Consider the following 18936-nt stretch of genomic DNA (forward strand, 5'->3'; position numbering starts at 1 on the left):
CGGAAAGGTCACACCTGTTCCCATCCCGAACACAGAAGTTAAGCTTTCCAGCGCCAATGGTACTTGGACCGCAGGGTCCCGGGAGAGTAGGACGTCGCGAGGCAACGGCAAATTTGCATAATTATTCAAAAAGACCTGGTCGATTCAACGATCAGGTCTTTTTTTTGATAGCCGGCGGTTGATCAATAATTTTTTTCAGTAATTATTTCTGTCGCTTTTTTCTGTTTTTAAGGTATTATAAGATAATGGTAATGTTGTTGGCGATTTTTCCGGAAAGGAGGTAAATATCTTAGGAGTTAACGGTATTGATTAAATGGCTGACAACGTGTACCATCTAATTGGGGAAACTATGGATTAAATGGGGGATAAAACAATGGGGATCTTGGTTAGTGAACTGGTGAAGAATTTCAAGGATTGGGGAGTCACGCACGTTTTCGGTATTCCCGGCAAACCTATCGTTCCGCTCTTGGGGGAGTTGGAAGATCAAGGCATTCGTTTCGTATTGAGCCGTCATGAAGCCGGCGCAGGCTTCGCGGCAGCAGGGTATGCGTTCCGCAAGAAAACGATCGGCGTGGCCGTGGGGACTTCGGGCCCAGGCGGCACCAACATGCTGACCGCTGCAGCACAAGCGAAAGCGTATCACCTGCCCGTTCTGTTCATCACAGGTCATTCGTCTATGAAAGCGGTTGGGACAGCCCATGGTCAGGACTCCAGCGCGTTCGGTACCGACTTGGAGCGCCTGTTCGAGTCTGTTACCCTGTTCAGCGCGCGCGTGGAGCGAGCCGACCTCTTGCCGGTGTATTTGATGCACGCGATTCACAAAGCGACGGTAGGAGCTCGAGGGCCGGTGCATTTGTCGATACCTTATGATGTTTTCTACGAGAAGATCGAGCCGTTCACCGTGGAAATCCCGACCGAAGTACCGCAGATGATCTCGTCGAACGCGGAGAAGGTGGTAGACCTGCTCAACGAAGCCAAGAAGCCGGTCCTGTTCGTCGGCAAAGGCGTTGTGGCGGCAGATGCTTATCAAGAAGTCATCGAGCTTGCGGAGCGTTGGCATGTGCCTGTCATGTCCACTCCGGGCGGCAAGGGCGTATTCCCGACCCATCATCCGCTTTGCCTGGGCGGATTCGGTCTGGGCGGTACGGAAGAAGCGACCGAGTACCTGAAGTCGGGTGTCGACCTCATGCTGGTTGTGGGCACGAAGCTGACCGACATGTCGCTGGCCGGTTTTACCACCGACATGTACCCGAAGCAAGTCGCGCACTTTGACATCGACATCACGATGGTCGGCCGCTCGCTGCAAGTTCCGACGCTCGCTGTGCAAGGCGATGCGAAACAGAACCTTCGTCGTGTTCTCGATCTCCCGAACTCCGTGGAGCTCCCGAAACGCGACTACTCTGCCTTTCGCGAAATCGCTGCTTCTGTGGTAAACGATTCGGACTCTACGGAGCCCCTGGAATCGATCGATGCCTTGGTTGCCTCTTCCTCGGAAGAACTTGTCGAAGAAACCGAAAGCGGCATGCTCTCGGCACGAGAAACCGTTCGCGCGATGCGTCGTTCGCTGCCGTCCAACACCCTGTTGTTCGGGGATGACGGGAGCCATACGTTCTACGCGATCCAAAACTATGACATCTTGGAGCCGGGCACGTTCTTCTTTGACGACGTATTCGGCGCGATGGGACATGCGATTGGATACGCGGTCGGCGCGAAATTGGCAGAACCGGATCGTCCGGTTGTCTGCTTGACGGGGGATGGCTGTATGTTCATGCACGGCACGGAAGTGGCGATGGCGGTGCAAGAGAAATCGCCGGTCATCTTCGTGGTGCTGAACAACGGCCGTCTGGACATGGTTGAAAAAGGGATGTCGCGCATGATCGGCACGGCGACCGGGTCTGTTTACGAAGACGTGTTGAAAGTCAAGGAGTTTGCAGAGGCGATGGGCGCAACCGCACATTGCTGCCACACCGTGCAAGATGTGGAGCAAGCGATTGCACTTGCTCTGGAGAACACCAAAGGCCCGACCGTTATCGAAGTGTTGGTTGACCCGTTCGAAACGCCGCCGACCATGAAACGTGCGCTGTAATTCAAGAAGGCAAGGGAGAATGTGAAATCGATGGAAAACGAACGCTCCACAGTTGGTTGGAACATTGTCGAACAAAACACCGGTGAATACGGGAAGGAAAACGTCAACGACGTCAAGAAAAACTTCCCTGTTCTCGGCAAGTGGGAAGTTGAGTTCGGGTTCGGTGAAATTTGGTCCCGTCCGCAACTCGACATGAAACAGCGCGAGTTGATCACGCTGGCTGCACTGACCGTATTGGGGGACTCTAGACGCGCACTCGATCATCACATTCGCGGTGCGTTGAAAGTGGGACTCACCCCCGCTGAAATTTCTGAGGTGTTGTTGCATTGCGTCGGGTACATCGGGTTCCCGCGCGCCATGAACGCACTCTACATCATGAAGGATGTCTTTGACGAACTTGGCATCGAATTGCCGAAGGAATAAGAAGATCTCTCTGCTCATTCAATAAGCCTGATCTCGGCCGCTCGAGATCAGGCTTATTCAATTTCTAAATGTAAAGATTGACGAACCCCCAAAAATAAAATAACCTCTAAAGAGGTATTCCATCCTTATAGATCGAATATAAAGTATAGGTTAGTAGACTAAACGATAACTATCGGAAAATGGGGTGTCGTGTCGAGGGGTGTCTGATCCAACTATCACAAAGATATAAGAGCAGTTTCGTAGGAAGGTCGTACATGATGTTGAATGTAAAACGTTCAATTTCGTGGTGAGAGACCTGCTGAGGTCTTCTAACCGCCAAGAAAGGGTGTAAAGGTAATGGCGATTTTTAGATTTTTGAAAAACAAATGCTTCTCGAACCTCACAAGTGAATCGCAGAAAAACAATTTGCTTTTTTTGATCATTGTTTGTGTTTGCTCGTTCGCTGAAATGAATATTACCGTCACGGTTGGATTCCTTACTCAAGTGAATTTAATCTGGGGGATCGTCATCGCGGCCATCTGGCTCATTGGCGGTGTGTTGCTTCGTGTACGTGCGTTGGTCACTCTGTACAAGTACATTATGATGACCTGTTGGTTTGGGTTTACTCTCATGGTTGTCCTCATGTTTAACATGATGCCTTCGCAGTTTGAGTCCTTTTACTTCATGCTGGCATTGTCCCTTATTTATCTAAACGGCCGACTGGTTTGGTATCTGGGGGGGATGTCCACCGTCTTCACAGTGCTGGGTTACATGCTCTGGAAGGACATCTTCTTCCCGAATAGCGATGTGTCTGACCTGAACGTTCGCGTCGGGATGGTCCTGCAAGTCACCTTCGCGATGTGGGGCGTAACCCGCATCGGCAAATACCTGCTCGACGTTCTCAACCGCGAGAAGGAAGACGTGATGCGCAAAGCGACCGAACTGGAACGAGTTCAAGGTCTGATCCAACAAACCGCCTACGCGCTCAAAGAGAACTTCGATGTCCTCAAAGGCAACGTAGAAGTCTCTAACCAATCCGCTGAAGAAATCCGTGTCGCGTTCCACCAGATCGCAATCGGGGCGCAATCGCAAGCGGAGAACATCTCTTCTTCCGCGATGCAGCTCACGGAAATGGAACAACTGATGGACAACCTGCTGGCACAAGTTCGCGGCGCAGCAAACAACATCAGCGAGAGCCTTTCCTTCTCTCATACCTCCAAGGAAAAACTCGGCCTCTTCGAAGAGCGCATGCGCATCCTCGACGAGATCATCCACGAGACCGGTCAAGTCGTTCGCACCTTCACCGAACAAACCAAGCAGATCAACGGCATCGCCCAATTGATCACCGGCATCTCGAACCAGACGTCTCTGCTCGCGCTCAACGCGAACATCGAGGCGGCACGCGCCGGCGAAAACGGCCGCGGCTTTGCAGTTGTTGCGAACGAAGTCCTGAAACTTGCGGAAGAGTCGCAAAAGTCCGCACAAGGCATCCAAGAAATTCTGACCAAGTTCAAAGAACAAGCCGACATCGTCGAAGACCGCATCGCCCGCGGCGAGAAAGTCCAAGAAGAGTCGTCGCAAATGCTCAACGACATCCTCAACAACGTCGATCACCTCGGCAACTTCATCACCTCGCTTGACAAACTGATGGGCAACATCGTGCACCATCAAGAGAACTACAAATCCAAAACCACCCAGATCGCGCAAGAAGTTACGGACGCGTCTTCGGTCACCGAAGAAACGTCGGCCGCAACCGAAGAGATCTTGGCAAGCATCGAGGAATCCTCGGCACGCAACCGCGATTCCGTTCGCGCTCTCCACGACGTTTCCAACTACGTCGAAGAGCTTGAAAGCGTCCTGAATCAGTCGGAAACCGGCGAAGAAGTTGTCGAGTAGTAAGAATGAAGACCCGCTCCCATGCAGGAAGCGGGTCTTTTTTTGCGATTTTTTTTCAAAAAAAGCCATTGACGCCTGCGCAGGGGCGTGTTACATTATTTATGTACTCGCCACACACCATGCGGTCATGGCGGAATTGGCAGACGCGCAAGATTCAGGTTCTTGTGGGGGCAACCCCGTGGAGGTTCAAGTCCTCTTGACCGCACCAACCGAAAGCCCGATCTCAGAAATGAGGTCGGGCTTTCTTGCTTTGTCTGGGTATCCATCTATGCGAATCATTATTAAAATAAAACTTATGAAAAAGACTCGGCTTCGCAAGGGAAGACCGAGTCTTTTTTGAATTGTTATGATACCCCGCTGCCTTTACATCCCGATGAACTTGGCGTAGAGGGTGCGCGCTGCGGCGAGGTCTTCCGTTCCTTGTACCAGCACGCGCCCGTCTCCGAAGATCACCAACCGGATCTCATCGGTCGCGTAGAAGCGCACCAAGAATTTGTTGCTCTCCACGCGCCCGCTTTGCTCCAGACGTTTCGCCAGCGCCGGGAGATCAACGTTCCACGGCTCCGAGGGCGAGATCTGAATCGTGTTGCGCCCGCAGAGCGAGACGGCTTCTTCTCCGGTGCGGGAGTCGAGGTACTGATACTCGCCGCGTCCGCAGCAGGGGCAATCCGGACGGCGGGCTTTCGAGATGTCGATGGAGTTGGTGCTGTAGTTCCACAGCCCGAGGTTGAGCATCGTGCGGCGTACGTTGTCCTGTGCACCAACGAGAATTTTCATGCCTTCCACCGCTTGGTACGAAGCGACAACGTGGATGATCGGCCCGATCACGCCGGCGGTGTCGCACGTCTGTGTCGTCCCCGGCGCGGGCGCTGCGTCAAACAAACAGCGCAGGCAGGGTGTCTCGCCCGGCAGGATCGGCATCGTCATCCCGTGTGCGGAGACGCCGCCGCCGTACACCCATGGAATGCCGTGTTTGACGCAGACGTCGTTGACCAAGAACCGCACTTGGAAGTTGTCGGTGCCGTCCAGCACCAAATCCACGTCACAGAGCAGCTCTTCCGCGTTCTGCCACGTGAGGTCGGCGACGACGGGCTCGATCTCCACGCCGGAGTTCACCCGGCGCAGCGTCTCATAGGCGGCGATCGCTTTGGGCATGCCTTCTTGCGCGTGCGACTCGTCGTAGAGCATCTGCCGCTGCAAGTTCGACGCTTCGACAAAGTCGCGGTCGATCACGCGCACAAACCCGACGCCGGCGCGCACCATGTGGTTGGCGAGCACGGTGCCGAGCGCCCCCATGCCGACGATGGCGACACGGCTTTGCAGGAGCTTCTCTTGGCCTGCTTCGCCGATCCCTTCAAACAAGATTTGCCGCGAATACCGTGTGCGGTCTACTTCCTGTCCCATATGTACTTATCCCTCGCTTCCCGGTCGCAACGGGTTCCACGGGCCCTGTTGGTGGCCCATCCATTGGGTGTTGTCCGACCAGACTTCTTTTTTCCAGATCGGCACGATCTCTTTGAGCCGTTCGATGGCGTAGCGGCCCGCTTCGTAGGAAGCGGCGCGGTGGGGGGTGGCGACGGCGATCACCACAGCGGCGTCCTCGATTTCCAATTTCCCCACGCGGTGCGTCATCGCGACTTCCGTGCCCGGCCAGCGCGCTTCGATTTCGTCGGCGATCTGCTCCATCATCTTGACCGCCATCGGCGCGTACGCTTCGTATTCGAGATGGACGGTGCGCTTGCCGTGCGTCATCTCGCGCACAGTGCCGACGAACAGGTTGACCGCTCCGCAGAGCGGGTTGCGAACTTTTTGGAAGACCGCTTCCATCGAGAGCGGTTCTTCGGAAATCGTAAAGCGCGGCTCGTCGTCTTGACCTCCGGAGACGGGCGGCAAGAGGGCAATTTCGTCGCCTTCTTTCAACAGGGTGTCCGGCGTCGAATACGCTTGGTTGACGGAAGCAAACGAAACGCGCAGAAGCGTTGCCGCGCCCGGATGCTCGTCCGCAAGACGGGCGAACAGGTCGGCGACGGTGGCTCCCTCCGGCAGCTCGCCGGACCACGTGCGCGATCCGACCGCCTCCGCGATACCGGCGAACAAGTGGACGTTGATGTGCATGGCGTAGTCAATCCTCTTTTCTCCGAGTTGGTTGTCCATGTATGCTATAATAATCTTTGACCGTCAGAACGGCAACAGGAGGAACCCATGACAGATTCGCAACTGACCCATTTCAACGCCGAAGGTCGGGCGCACATGGTCGACGTCTCGGAAAAAAACACCACCGACCGCACCGCCGCGGCGATCGCCACGCTCAAGATGGACGCGCACACCTTGGAGCTGATCCGCCAAGGCAAGATGAAAAAAGGCGATGTGCTCGCCGTCGCCCAAGTCGCCGGCATCATGGCCGCGAAGAAAACGTCCGATCTCATCCCGATGTGCCACCCGATCCCGCTGACCAAAGTGGACATCTCCTTCCAAGAGCGCTCCGACACGGAACTCGACGTGACGGCCACCGTGAAAACCACGTACGTGACCGGCGTGGAGATGGAGGCGCTCACCGCCGTCACCGCAGCGGCGCTCACCGTGTACGACATGTGCAAAGCGGTGGACAAAGCGATGGTGATCGCGGAAGTGAAACTCCTGGAGAAGACAGGCGGGAAGAGCGGAGACTTTCACCGCGCTACATAAGCAACACCGTCATGAAAAAAGAAAGGAGGCCACCCAGATGGCACGTTGGAACGTTGGCATCCTCACCTCCAGCGACAAGGGCGCGCGCGGCGAACGCGAAGACCTGAGCGGACAAGTCATCCGCGAGATGGTGCTCGATGTCGACATGGAAGTGACCGAGTATGTCGTCATCCCGGACGAATTTACGCTGTTGCGCGATACGCTGCTGTCGTTTTGCGACGAGAAGCGACTCGACCTCGTCGTCACGACCGGCGGCACCGGTTTGGCGAAGCGCGACGTGACGCCGGAAGCCACGCTTGCGGTCATCGAGCGCGAAGTGCCCGGCATGGCGGAAGCGATGCGCGCCGCGTCGCTCGCCAAAACCAAGTTCGCCATGCTCTCCCGCGCCGTTGTCGGCACGCGGGGCAACACGCTGATCGTGAATTTGCCCGGCAGCCCCAAGGGCGTGCGCGAGTGTTTGGAAGTGCTCTTGCCCGTGATTCCGCACGCGTTGGAGATTTTGCAAGGCACGCAAGGAGAGCATAAGTAACCCTGTTCACGACCCCAAAAATCCCTTCTGAAAAATTTCTTCAAAAAAATTTGCCGGAAGGTGAAACTTTTTTGGAACAACCGTCGTCTTCAATGGTGAAAAGGTAAATCGGCTCCCTTCGATGCGTATGGCTAGCGTATCGAAGGATGTTCCCCTACAACAGACACGCTCTGGCAGGCGTGAGGGGAAACGTATCGAGCTTATAAGAAAATGAGACCCCTCTATCGAGCCGGGGGTCTCTTTTTCTTTTTTCAGGGACTTTTTTGGACGGGATATTTTGGGTGTGCGTTGTTCCATACTAAGGAAGACGAAACGGGAGGTGCGAGACGCGATGAAGCTGAACGCCCGCCGCCCCGCGCTGCGGCAACTGGAAGGACCGGCGCGTGCCGACCGCCGGACGAAATGGTTGGTCAAACGGCTGCAACAAGGCGACATCGCCGTCTTGCACCATGTCGACCTCGACGAAGTGGCGGCGGACGCACTGATCAAAGCCCGCGTGCGCGCCGTGATCAACACCGCCCCTTCGGTCTCCGGGCGCTACCCCAATCTCGGCCCGCTCAAACTCGTTCGAGCGGGCGTCCCTTTGCTCGATGCCTCTGTGTCCGACCCGTCCGGTATGCTCACAAGGCTTGCGGACGGCGGACGAGTGCTGGTGCAGGAAGATCAGCTCTTCTGCGCTGACGAGTTGTTGGGCACGGTGACGTGGCTGGACGAAGAAGCGGTGCTTGCGCTGATGGCGCGCTCGATGAAAAACTTGCGTGGCGAACTGGAGTTGTTCGTGGAGAACACGCTGACGTACGCCAACCAAGAAAAAAGTTTTTTCCTGAGCGAATTGCCGGGCGTCGCGCTCAAGACGGCGATGCAGAACCGTCATGTGCTCGTCGTCGTGCGCGGGCCGACGTACCGCGATGACTTGCGGGCGATCGCGTCGTACATCCAAGACGTTCGCCCCGTGCTGGTCGGCGTGGACGGGGGAGCGGACGCGTTGCTCGAAGCCGGGTTTCAGCCCGCTCTGATCGTCGGCGACATGGATTCGGTCAGCGATGAAGCGCTCGCTTGCGGTGCCGAGTTGATCGTGCACGCGTACCCGGACGGACGAGCCCCCGGCTTGGCGCGGGTGGAGGAACTGCGACTCAAAGCCCATCTCTATCCGGCGCCCGGCACTTCGGAGGACGTGGCGATGCTCCTCGCGCACGAGCACGGCGCGGAGTTGATCGTCGCGGTGGGCACGCACTCGAACATGATCGACTTCTTGGAAAAAGGACGGCGCGGCATGGCGAGCACCGTCTTGACGCGCATGCGCATCGGCAACAAGCTCGTCGACGCCAAGGGCGTGTCGCTGTTGTACGGCCGTTCGGTCGACTGGCGGGCGGCGCTCGTGGTGGCGGGAGCGGCGCTGGTGCCGATGGCCGTTTTGTTGTGGTTGAACACGTCGACGCGCGCGTTTTTTCACCAAGTGCTGTTGAATGTAAAATTGCTGTGGTCCTGAACCTGAACAGGAGGGAGCACCAGTGTACGGCATCCGGTATCACATCTTAACTCTCGTCGCCGTGTTTCTGTCGCTGGGCCTTGGATTGTTGCTCGGGGGAACGCTCGGCGAGCAAGTGATCGTCAAACAGCAAACCCAATTGCTTCAAAAACTCGAAGACCGCTACACGCAATCCAAATCGGACAACCTCAAACTGCAGAAGCAATCGCTGGAACTCAGCCAGCAAACTTCCGACTTGCAAAGCGTGATGTCGCAAGTCAGCTCCCACTATGTGCGCGACAAACTGGCTGGCCTGAACGTCGCCGTCCTGCAACTGCAACCCGCCGATCTCACCGCCATTCGCGGTACTTTGGAAGCGGCTGGAGCCAACCTCTGCGCCACGGCGGAAGTCACCGACGCGCCGGGTTTGCTCACCGCGTTGCAGACGGACGAAGCGGCGGAGTTGCTCGGCATCGGCTCGGAGGCGGACGAAGCGCAACGCACGTCCGCGCTCGCCAAGAAGCTCGTGCAAGAACTGTACGGGACGGAGGCGGGCACGGGGAATAGCAGCGGGGGCTCCTCCGCCCAAGCGTCGGCGGGAACTTCCGCAAGTACGACGGCGGGTTCGTCCGCCAGGCCCGCGGCAAACGCTTCCGCCACTCCCGTCATCGACTGGCTGAAGGCGCACGCTTATCTGACCGTCACCGGGGAGGTCGGCGTGAAACCCGACCACCTCGTCCTCGTCGGCGGGGCGAGCGACGCGACGCTCCCGCGCTTGCGCAAGCTCGACTTGCCGCTGGTGCGGCAAGTGCGTGACGCGGGTTTGCACACCGTCGGCGTGGAGCGCTCCGATGTGGCGCATTCCGGCATTGCCGGCTTCTCCGACGGCGGGTTCTCGACCGTGGACAACATCGACCACGTCACGGGCCGCGTCGCGCTGGTCGACGTGCTCTCCGGGGCCGTCGGCCATTACGGCACGAAAAAAACGTCCCAAGCCTTGCTCCCCTACGTACCCAACGCCAAGGAGGTCAGCACGACACGATGAACGGCTCGATCGGCATCAAAGGCTTTCCCAAAATTGAACGGTACCGTAAAAAAGTCGCCGTCCTCATCCCGGCGTGGAACGAAGCGGACATCATCGACCGCACCATCCTCGCCGTGCGGACGATCGACGCCGTCAGCGAAATCATCGTCATCGACGACTGCTCGACCGACGAAACCTACCGCATCTCGCTGGAAGCGGGCGCGCGCGTCGTGCGCCACCGCACCAACTACGGCAAGGGCGCGGCGCTCTACTCCGGCATCCTCAGCACCGACGCGGACGTCGTCGTGTTTCTCGACGCCGACATGGGCGAAACGGCCGTCGAGATCGAAAAACTGCTCCGCCCCGTGCTGGAAAACCGCTGCGACATGACGATCGGGCGTCTCCCGCGCCCGTTGCGAGGCGGATTCGGCCTCGTCAAAGGCTTTGCGCGCCAAGGGATCAAGCGGTTGACCGGCATCGAGCTGCAAGCGCCGCTCTCCGGGCAGCGCGTGCTCAACCGCCGCGTGCTCGACGCCATCGGGCGGCTTGGCGACGGGTACGGGGTGGAAGTGGCGATGACGATCGACGCCGCGCGCAAAGGCATGCGGTTGCTGGAAGTGGAAGTGGAGATGAAAAATCGCGAGTACGGCCGGAACCTGCGCGGCTTTCTCCATCGGGGCAAGCAGCTCGTGCAGATCGCCCGCGTACTGGTAAGCAGGTGGCAAACGAGATGAATCTTTTTTTTCAAGACACGATGTTGCGGTTGATCGCAAGCATCTTGCTGGCGTTCTGGGGCGGGTATCTCTTGACGAACTGTCTGATTCCGCCGCTTAAGAAAGCGTTTTCCGAAGCGGGCTTCGTCCGCGCCAACTACCGCGGGCAAGCGATCCCCGTCGGCATGGGCGTTTCGCTGTGGGGCGGGCTGTTCGGGACGATGGCGCTCTTGCTGATGGTGAGCGACGTGTTTCAACTCTCGTGGCTGCAGGAAAAAGACCTGCTCGCCGTCCTCACCGTCTCCACCGGGTTTCTGGTCGTCGGCCTCTTGGACGACCTCGCCGGAAACCGCAACACCACGGGACTCCTCGGGCACATCCGCCGCTGGGTGCGCGAGGGGGAAGTGACGACCGGGTTTCTCAAAGCGGTCTTCGGGCTCTTGCTCGGCTTCCTCGGCGCGTACGTAAGCGGCGCACAGGGCTGGCGGCTGGTGCTCGGCGGGTTGACCGTCGCGTTGTCCGCCAACTCGATGAACTTGTTGGATTTGCGGCCCGGACGGGCGTGCAAGGGCGTTTTTTTCTCGTTGGCGGTGGTGGCGCTGGTGTCGATGCGCGGCTTGGAGAGCCCGGCGTTTTGGCTGTTGCTCGGCACCACGCTCGCGTACTTCCCGGACGACCTGCGCGCGCGCACGATGATGGGCGACGCCGGGTCGAATCTGCTGGGCGGCGGGGTCGGGATGCTGGTCGTGTTGACCTGCTCGACCACGACGATGGCGGTGTGGCTGTGCGTGTTGGTGTGTTTGCACCTGTACGCGGAAAAATACTCGATCTCCGAGACGATCGAGCGCAATCGAATTTTGCGCTGGCTCGATGTGTGGGGACGACAGGCCTCCTGAACAGGGGGGCCTTCTACTATTTACCGGTAGCTTTTCGGAGTGTTCATCCCCTATCCTAGATAAGATAGGAAAGGCAGGGATGCACGATGAACAAACAGATCTGGCTCCCCACAGTCATTCTTGCAGCCGGAGCTTTACTCGCCGGAACTGCTCTTTTTGAAAAAACCGCACAGACACCCGCGCCGCCGACGCATACGGCTCCGACCGCAGCGCCCGTAGCGCCTGCCGGTCCGGTCTACGGCCCCGCCGTGCCGAACTGGGAATCGGAGTTGACCGAGCCGTTGGCGGTGCTGGGGTATTATACAGTTTCCAACACGAACAAAGCCTCGCTGGATTCGCTTCATTCCTTCGGCGGGGGATTTCTGAACCAGATGACGACGATGACGTTTTCGGCGTTGCCCGACGGCACGATTGAGGGGCACGCGCCCCAAGACGGCCTGCAAGCCGCCCGCCAAGAAAACGTCAAAGCGCTCGCGTCGCTGACCAACGGCAAGGACGGATTCTCTCCGGACACGGCGCATGCGGTGCTCAGCGACCCGAACCTGCGGGGGAAATTGGTGCAGAATGCAATCGCGCTTTGCGAGCAACACGGGTACGGCGGGATCAACGTGGATTTTGAGAACATGTTGCCCGCCGACCGCGCCGACTTCACGGCGTTTATGACGGAACTCTCGAACGCCCTGCACGCGGGCGGGCGGACGCTGACCGTCTCCGTGATGGCGAAAACGTCCGACTCGCCGAAAAGCAACTGGGTCGGGACGTTTGACTACGCGGCGCTGGGGCAAGCGGCGGATCAAGTGGAGTTGATGACGTACGACCAGCACGGCACATGGGGCGAACCCGGTGCGGTCGCCGGATTGCCGTGGGTGGAGAAGGTCATCCGCTACGCTTCGTCGCAAATTCCGTCGCAGAAGATTCTGCTCGGGCTTGCGGCGTACGGGTACGACTGGAATTCTGCAAACGCCAAGCAGAACAAAGCGGTCGCGCTGAAAAACATCCCGGCGCTGCTGCAAAAGACCGGGGCGGCGCCGCAATGGAACGACGCGGACCAGTCGCCGTACTTCACGTATACGGCAGAGGACGGTGCCGTGCACAACGTTTGGTACGAAAACCCGCAATCCATCGCCCGCAAAGCCAATCTCGTCTCTCACTACCACCTCGGAGGTGTTGCGATGTGGAAGATGGGACTGGAGGACAACGCCTTCTGGCAAGCGGTGAAGACAGGGCTGGAAGGGAAATAAAAAGACTTCGCGTGTCAGCCAAGTGCTGGTCGAGGGGTCTTTTTTCATAAAAAATAACCTCGCACGCCAGCCACCAGGCTCCGCACGAGGTCTTTTTTACTGTTGCATACGCTTCTGCAGTTCCTTCACGATCCAATCCTGCGTCGCTGCATCGAGTTTGCCTCCGTTGTTCTGCACGGCTTGCTCGATGACTTCCTGTACGACTTTGTCGCCGAGTTTCTTCTCCGCGTCGACGACCGTTTGATTTTTCATCAGGTTGCCCATGAACGACTCCACTTTGTCCTTGGTCGCGTTCGCGGCGGTCATCAGTTTGTTTTTCAACTCGGGGTCGTTCTGCAGCTTGTTCAGCGCGTCTTGCGCCGACTGCTGCAATTTGTCGCTCACGTCCGTCGCGTTTGAGCACCCGACCGACGTCATCGCCGTGCCGAGCAACGCCCCTGCGAGCAGGAGGAGAGTCAGTTGTTTTTTCATCTCAAACCACTCCTTACTTGGTTTTCCAAGCCGGCGGACGCACTTTGTTGCGCTTGCGGTCGCGGTAGAAGATAAACCCGCCGAGGAACGACAGACCGCCCACCATCAACACACCGCCGATCAACACTTTCCACCAAATCACAATCTCCGGGTTCGCAATCTTGTCGATGATCGCGATGCGGATCAAATTCAACCCGTACCCCGACAACAAGAAGATCCCCACGAGGATCACCCAGACGATCAAACGTCCCACATCTATCCGTCCTTTCTCAAGATCCATCCGAATATTAAAAAAATACCTGCACAGTCGTCTTCTACTATATCGCACGCTTCCAACACCTTCAAGAAGGAGATCGTCAAGACGCGCCGAATTGACAAGTAGTTCGTTGCATGCAATTTTTTTCACACATGCAAGAAGCTGCAGAGTGCAAAGTGAGAAGCAGGATGGGGGGTACCTCTTTTGATACATGTTTTGATTGTGGGCGCCGGACGCGGGGGGACGGCGATGCTGCGGGCGTTTCGCGATTTGCCGTCCGTCTCGGTGATCGGCATCATCGACATCGACGAGAATGCGCCGGGCCTCGCGCTCGCCCGCGAGTACGGCATTCGCACCGGCCGGCACTTTGAGGAATTTGCAGACGAGAAGATCACCGTCGTGTTTGAAGCGACCGGGGACCGGGAGGCGTATGTCACGATCCGCCGCCTCTTGCCGCCGGCGACGACGCTGATTCCGGGGGCCGTCGCCAATTTCCTCATGCGCTTGCTCTTGGAGAAGGAAGACCTGATTCACGAACTGAAGATCACGCACGAGAAGCTCGGCGTCGTCTTGAACTCCACGCACGACGCGATGATCGCCATCAACGACCAAGGCATCATCACGCTGTTCAACGCCGCCGCCGAACGTCTGTCCGGGGCGCGGGCGGACGAGATGATCGGACAACTGGCGAGCGTCGTGATCCCGAATTCGCGCCTGCACGTCGTCTTGGCGACCGGCGAGCCGGAACTCAACCAGCTGCAAGTGCTCGACAACAACCGCATCATCACCAACCGCGTGCCCGTGCGCGATGAGAAAGGCAATCTCGCCGGAGCGGTGGCGGTCTTCCGCGACATCACCGAAATTCAGACGCTCGCCGAAGAAGTGACCGACCTCAAGGAATACCGGATGTTGCTGGAAGCGATCATCAACTCCACGCAAGACGCCATCTCCGTCGTGGATAAGGAAGGGCGCGGAATCATGATCAACCCCGCCTACACGCGTCTGACGGGCCTTGCCGAAGCGGACATCATCGGCAAACCGGCGGAAGTGGACATCGCCGAGGGCGAATCGATGCACATGCAAGTGTTGCGCACGCGCCGTCCGGTGCGCGGGGTTTCCATGAAGATCGGTCCGCGCCGCCGCGAAGTGCTCGTCAACGTCGCGCCGATCGAAGTCGACGGCGAGTTGAAAGGCTCCGTCGGCATCGTGCACGACATTTCCGAAATCAAGAAACTGACCGATGAGCTCAACCAAGCGAAGCAGTTGATCCGCAAACTGCAAGCCAAATATACGTTCGAAGACATCATCGGCACGTCCAACGAGATGGAGATGGCGATCGAACAAGCGAAAAAAGCTGCCGATACGCCAGCCACCGTGCTGCTGCGCGGGGAGTCGGGGACGGGGAAGGAACTTTTTGCCCATGCGATTCACAACTTGAGCGCCCGCCGCTTCAACCAGTTCATCCGCGTCAACTGCGCCGCGCTATCCGAGTCGCTGCTTGAATCGGAGTTGTTCGGGTATGAGGAGGGCGCGTTTACGGGAGCGAAGCGCGGCGGCAAGAAAGGGCTGTTCGAAGAAGCGAACGGCGGCACGATCTTCCTCGACGAGATCGGCGAATTGTCGATGCACATGCAGGCGAAGATCCTTCGCGTCTTGCAGGAGAAGGAGATCATCCGCGTCGGCGGGGCAAAAGCACTGCCGGTCAACGCCCGCGTCATCGCTGCCACCAACGTCAACTTGGAGAAAGCGATACAGCAAGGGCAGTTCCGCGAAGACCTCTACTACCGCTTGAACGTCTTGCCGATCATCATCCCGCCGCTGCGCTACCGCAAGGGCGACCTCGAAGCGATTTCGCACCGCCTGATCGCGAAATTTAACGAAGAGTACGGGCGCAAAGTCGAACAAATCTCTCCGGCGGCACTGTCCCGCATGCACGATTATTCCTGGCCGGGCAACGTCCGGGAGTTGGAGAACGCCATCGGCCGCGCGATGATCCAGATGAAGTTCACCGAGACGGTGATCGAGCCGCAGCACTTGATCCTCTACGGCGAAGCGGCGAGCGGGGTCAAAGAAGCGCCGTCTCCCGCGCCGATCGCCGGTTTTCACGAACCGGAAGGGGCGGAGGAGCAAGCGGAGCCGGAGGGAGAGTCGCTCGCACTCGACGACGTCGTGGGACGGGCGGAACGCCGGCATCTCGAACGCGTGCTTGCCAAAACCAAAGGCAACAAAACCGAAGCGGCGAAACTGCTCGGCATCGCCGTGCGCTCGCTGTATTACAAGCTCGAAAAGTACGGCATGCAATGACTTGCACAGCCTGAAGAATCTTGCTTGCAAAAAACTGCGCGACTTTGCAAAAAACTGCACGCATCAAAACGGTTCTCCCAATGTGGGCGAACCGTTTTTTGCATAAAAAAACACCGTTCCCGCGGTGTTTTGTAATCGCTTACATCAAAGTTGGCACGCGTCTTGCATATAAAAATTGGCGTGAGCGGAAAAAAGCCAATTTTTTTCCCGACAAAACTTATACAGACCGTTCAACTAGCAGAAACTGTCCATGTATGCCGCTCACTACCACCCTATGCAAAGTTTGTGGTATTCTGTGTGATGGGTATAGGGTGTCCAAAAAAAGTTTCAATTTTTCTCCACAACCAATACGTTAAACACCTGAAGGAGGCAATATCATGAAAATTTTTGAATATATGGAGAAGTATGATTATGAGCAACTCGTCTTCTGCCACGACCAAGCGTCGGGTCTGAAAGCGATCATTGCGATACATGACACCACCCTCGGACCGGCACTGGGCGGTACCCGCATGTGGACCTATGAAAGCGAAGAAGCGGCAATCGAAGACGCGCTTCGTCTGGCAAAGGGCATGACTTACAAAAACGCGGCGGCGGGCCTGAACCTCGGCGGCGGCAAGACCGTCATCATCGGCAACCCGCGCACCGATAAATCCGAAGCGATGTTCCGCGCGTTCGGCCGCTACATCGAATCTCTGAACGGCCGCTACATCACGGCGGAAGACGTGGGCACCACCGTTCAAGACATGGAATACATCCGCCAAGAAACCCGTTACGTCACCGGCGTTTCCGAAGCGTTCGGCTCTTCCGGCAACCCGTCCCCGATGACGGCGCTCGGCTGCTTCGTCGGCCTGAAAGCGGCGGCGAAGGAAGCGTTCGGCACCGACGACGTGACCGGCAAAGTGGTAGCGGTTCAAGGCGTGGGCAACGTCGGCTACTACCTCTGCAAACACCTGCATGAAGCAGGCGCGAAACTGATCGTCACCGACATCAACCAAGAAGCGATCGACCGCGTCGTCAACGAATTCGGCGCAGAAGTCGTCGCTCCGAAGGATATCTTCGGCGTGCAAGCGGACATCTTCGCACCGTGCGCGCTGGGCGCGATCATCAACGACGAGACGATCCCGCAACTGAAAGTGAAAGTCATCGCAGGTTCCGCGAACAACCAGCTCAAAGAAGAGCGCCACGGCGACACCATCCATGAGATGGGCATCGTGTACGCTCCGGACTACGTCATCAACTCCGGCGGCGTCATCAACGTTGCGGACGAACTGAACGGCTACAACGCAGAGCGCGCAACCAAGAAGATCGAGAACATCTACAACATCATCTCGAACATCATCGAAATCTCCAAACGCGACGGCATCCCGACCTACAAAGCGGCGGACCGCATGGCGGAAGACCGCATCCGCACGCTCGGCTCTTCCCGTTCCAACTACCTGAGCACCGAGCGTTCCATTCTCTCGAAGTAATCCCGAAAGGAGTCACTCCCTCATGGCTGAACAGTTAGATGTAGTGATCCTGGGCGGGGGCACGGGCGGCTATGTAGCCGCCATCCGTGCCGCCCAATTGGGATTGAAAGTCGCCGTGGTCGAGAAGGACAAGGTCGGCGGAACCTGCTTGCATCGCGGGTGCATCCCATCCAAAGCGCTGCTGAAGAGCGCCGACATCCTCGCGACGGTGCAAAAGTCCAAGGACTTCGGCATCCAAGTGGAAGGCAACGTTACGCTTGATTTCGGCAATGTCATGGCGCGCAAGGAAAAAATCGTCGGCAACCTGCACAAAGGCGTGCAATCGCTGCTCAAAAAACACAACGTCCAAGTCATCCAAGGCAACGGCACCGTGATGGGGCCGTCGATCTTCTCGCCGCTGGCGGGCGCTGTGCGCGTCGAGAAAGCGGACGGCGAACAGGAGATCATCAACCCGCGCAACTTGATCATCGCGACCGGTTCCCGCCCGAAAACCTTGCCGGGCTTGACGGTGGACGGCACGCACGTGATCAACTCCGATCATGCGCTGGAACTTTCCGAACTGCCGAAGTCGGTGATCATCGTCGGCGCCGGCGCGATCGGCTGCGAATGGGCGTCGATGTTCTCTGACTACGGCGTGCAAGTCACCCTCGTCGAGTTCGCGCCGCAAATTCTGCCGCTCGAAGATGAAGACGTGGCAGCGGAGCTGGCGAAACTGCTCGGCCGCCGCAAAACGAAAGTCAAGATCATGACGTCGACCGGCGTGCTGGCCGACACGCTGAAGATCGAGGGCGACACCGTCTCGATCCAAGCGAAAGTCAACGTCGGCACCGACAAAGAGACGATCGAAACCTTGACCGCCGACAAACTGCTCGTCTCCGTCGGGCGTGAAGCGGCGATCGACAACATCGGCCTTGAAGCGACCGAAGTGCAGATCGACCGCGGCACCATCGTCGTGGATGAACACTTCCGCACCAAAGAGAAGAACATCTTCGCCATCGGCGACGTTTTGAACACGCCGCAACTGGCGCATGTCGCGTCGCACGAAGGCATCCACGCCGTGGAAGTGATCGCAGGTCTCAACCCGCATCCGATCAACTACGCGATGATTCCGCGCTGCACCTACACCCGCCCGGAAGTGGCTTCGATCGGCTATACCGAGAAGCATCTGCGCAGTGAAGGCCGCGAGATCAAAGTCGGCAAATTCCCGTTCCGCGGCATCGGCAAAGCGCAAGTCAACGGCGAAATCGACGGTTTCGTCAAGATGATCGCAGACGCGCAGACGGGAGATCTGCTCGGCGTGCACATGATCGGCCAAAACGTCACCGACATGATCTCGGAAGCGGGTCTCGCCGCACTGCTGGACGCGACCGCATGGGAGATCGGCCTCGCCATCCATCCGCACCCGACGCTCTCCGAAGCGATCGGCGAAGCGGCTTTGGCTGTTGAAGGCATGGCGATCCACTATTAAGGCGAAGGACTCGACAGGAGGTTTCGGA

At 57.9% G+C, this 18936-nt stretch carries 17 protein-coding genes, 1 tRNA gene and 1 rRNA gene; 15 read left to right on the top strand and 4 right to left on the bottom strand.

The window, feature by feature from the left end; translation table 11 throughout:
* The 5 genes from rrf to EL26_RS14790 form a co-directional block, all read left to right on the top strand.
* A 5S ribosomal RNA gene (gene rrf / locus EL26_RS14770) occupies nucleotides 1–103 on the top strand; the annotation flags it as partial.
* Between the two features lie 270 nt (nucleotides 104–373).
* Nucleotides 374–2086, top strand: coding sequence for a thiamine pyrophosphate-binding protein (locus tag EL26_RS14775; RefSeq protein ID WP_038090491.1), 1713 nt, complete (start codon nucleotides 374–376; stop codon nucleotides 2084–2086).
* Between the two features lie 30 nt (nucleotides 2087–2116).
* Nucleotides 2117–2509, top strand: a complete 393-nt coding sequence (locus EL26_RS14780; protein ID WP_038090638.1) for a carboxymuconolactone decarboxylase family protein — start codon at nucleotides 2117–2119, stop codon at nucleotides 2507–2509.
* 336 nt (nucleotides 2510–2845) lie between these two features.
* Nucleotides 2846–4384, top strand: coding sequence for a DUF4077 domain-containing protein (locus EL26_RS14785; protein ID WP_038090493.1), 1539 nt, complete (start codon nucleotides 2846–2848; stop codon nucleotides 4382–4384).
* A 121-nt stretch (nucleotides 4385–4505) separates the two neighbouring features.
* Nucleotides 4506–4592, top strand: a tRNA-Leu gene (locus EL26_RS14790).
* A 155-nt stretch (nucleotides 4593–4747) separates the two neighbouring features.
* Here EL26_RS14790 and EL26_RS14795 read toward each other — a convergent pair.
* On the bottom strand, nucleotides 4748–5788 hold the full coding sequence (locus tag EL26_RS14795) for a ThiF family adenylyltransferase (RefSeq protein WP_038090495.1): 1041 nt from the start codon (nucleotides 5786–5788) through the stop codon (nucleotides 4748–4750).
* Nucleotides 5789–5794: 6 nt separating this feature from the next.
* Nucleotides 5795–6499, bottom strand: a complete 705-nt coding sequence (locus EL26_RS26480) for a molybdenum cofactor biosynthesis protein (protein WP_038090497.1) — start codon at nucleotides 6497–6499, stop codon at nucleotides 5795–5797.
* Between the two features lie 87 nt (nucleotides 6500–6586).
* On the opposite strand from EL26_RS26480, the gene moaC reads away from it, so the two are divergent.
* From moaC to EL26_RS14835, 7 genes are all read left to right on the top strand, one after another.
* Nucleotides 6587–7069, top strand: coding sequence for a cyclic pyranopterin monophosphate synthase MoaC (gene moaC / locus EL26_RS14805; RefSeq protein WP_038090500.1), 483 nt, complete (start codon nucleotides 6587–6589; stop codon nucleotides 7067–7069).
* 37 nt (nucleotides 7070–7106) lie between these two features.
* Nucleotides 7107–7598: a MogA/MoaB family molybdenum cofactor biosynthesis protein gene (locus tag EL26_RS14810; RefSeq protein ID WP_038090503.1), complete on the top strand. Its 492-nt coding sequence runs from the start codon at nucleotides 7107–7109 to the stop codon at nucleotides 7596–7598.
* 331 nt (nucleotides 7599–7929) lie between these two features.
* Nucleotides 7930–9087, top strand: coding sequence for a putative cytokinetic ring protein SteA (gene steA / locus EL26_RS14815; RefSeq protein WP_052036424.1), 1158 nt, complete (start codon nucleotides 7930–7932; stop codon nucleotides 9085–9087).
* 22 nt (nucleotides 9088–9109) lie between these two features.
* Complete coding sequence (locus tag EL26_RS14820; protein WP_038090506.1) at nucleotides 9110–10111, top strand: copper transporter; 1002 nt, start codon at nucleotides 9110–9112, stop codon at nucleotides 10109–10111.
* A complete protein-coding gene (locus EL26_RS14825; protein ID WP_052036425.1) occupies nucleotides 10108–10824 on the top strand; it encodes a glycosyltransferase family 2 protein in 717 nt (238 codons plus the stop codon). Before EL26_RS14820 ends, EL26_RS14825 begins: the two co-directional genes overlap by 4 nt.
* Complete coding sequence (locus tag EL26_RS14830; protein ID WP_052036426.1) at nucleotides 10821–11699, top strand: MraY family glycosyltransferase; 879 nt, start codon at nucleotides 10821–10823, stop codon at nucleotides 11697–11699. Before EL26_RS14825 ends, EL26_RS14830 begins: the two co-directional genes overlap by 4 nt.
* Nucleotides 11700–11785: 86 nt before the next feature.
* Nucleotides 11786–12940, top strand: coding sequence for a glycosyl hydrolase family 18 protein (locus EL26_RS14835; RefSeq protein ID WP_052036427.1), 1155 nt, complete (start codon nucleotides 11786–11788; stop codon nucleotides 12938–12940).
* A 96-nt stretch (nucleotides 12941–13036) separates the two neighbouring features.
* Here the strand turns inward: EL26_RS14835 and EL26_RS14840 are convergent, their stop codons facing one another.
* Nucleotides 13037–13411: a hypothetical protein gene (locus tag EL26_RS14840; protein ID WP_038090509.1), complete on the bottom strand. Its 375-nt coding sequence runs from the start codon at nucleotides 13409–13411 to the stop codon at nucleotides 13037–13039.
* Nucleotides 13412–13424: 13 nt separating this feature from the next.
* Nucleotides 13425–13664 (bottom strand): DUF2627 family protein, encoded by a 240-nt coding sequence (locus tag EL26_RS25005; protein WP_038090512.1) that lies wholly within the window; start codon nucleotides 13662–13664, stop codon nucleotides 13425–13427.
* 207 nt (nucleotides 13665–13871) lie between these two features.
* On the opposite strand from EL26_RS25005, the gene EL26_RS14850 reads away from it, so the two are divergent.
* From EL26_RS14850 to lpdA, 3 genes are all read left to right on the top strand, one after another.
* Entirely contained in the window at nucleotides 13872–15971 is a 2100-nt protein-coding gene (locus tag EL26_RS14850; protein ID WP_038090515.1) for a sigma 54-interacting transcriptional regulator, read from the top strand.
* Between the two features lie 377 nt (nucleotides 15972–16348).
* Nucleotides 16349–17440, top strand: a complete 1092-nt coding sequence (locus EL26_RS14855; protein ID WP_038090518.1) for a Leu/Phe/Val dehydrogenase — start codon at nucleotides 16349–16351, stop codon at nucleotides 17438–17440.
* 22 nt (nucleotides 17441–17462) lie between these two features.
* Nucleotides 17463–18908: a dihydrolipoyl dehydrogenase gene (gene lpdA, locus EL26_RS14860; protein WP_038090521.1), complete on the top strand. Its 1446-nt coding sequence runs from the start codon at nucleotides 17463–17465 to the stop codon at nucleotides 18906–18908.
* Nucleotides 18909–18936: the final 28 nt, after the last annotated feature.

It is taken from the genome of Tumebacillus flagellatus (assembly GCF_000714935.1).
Lineage (GTDB): Bacteria > Bacillota > Bacilli > Tumebacillales > Tumebacillaceae > Tumebacillus > Tumebacillus flagellatus.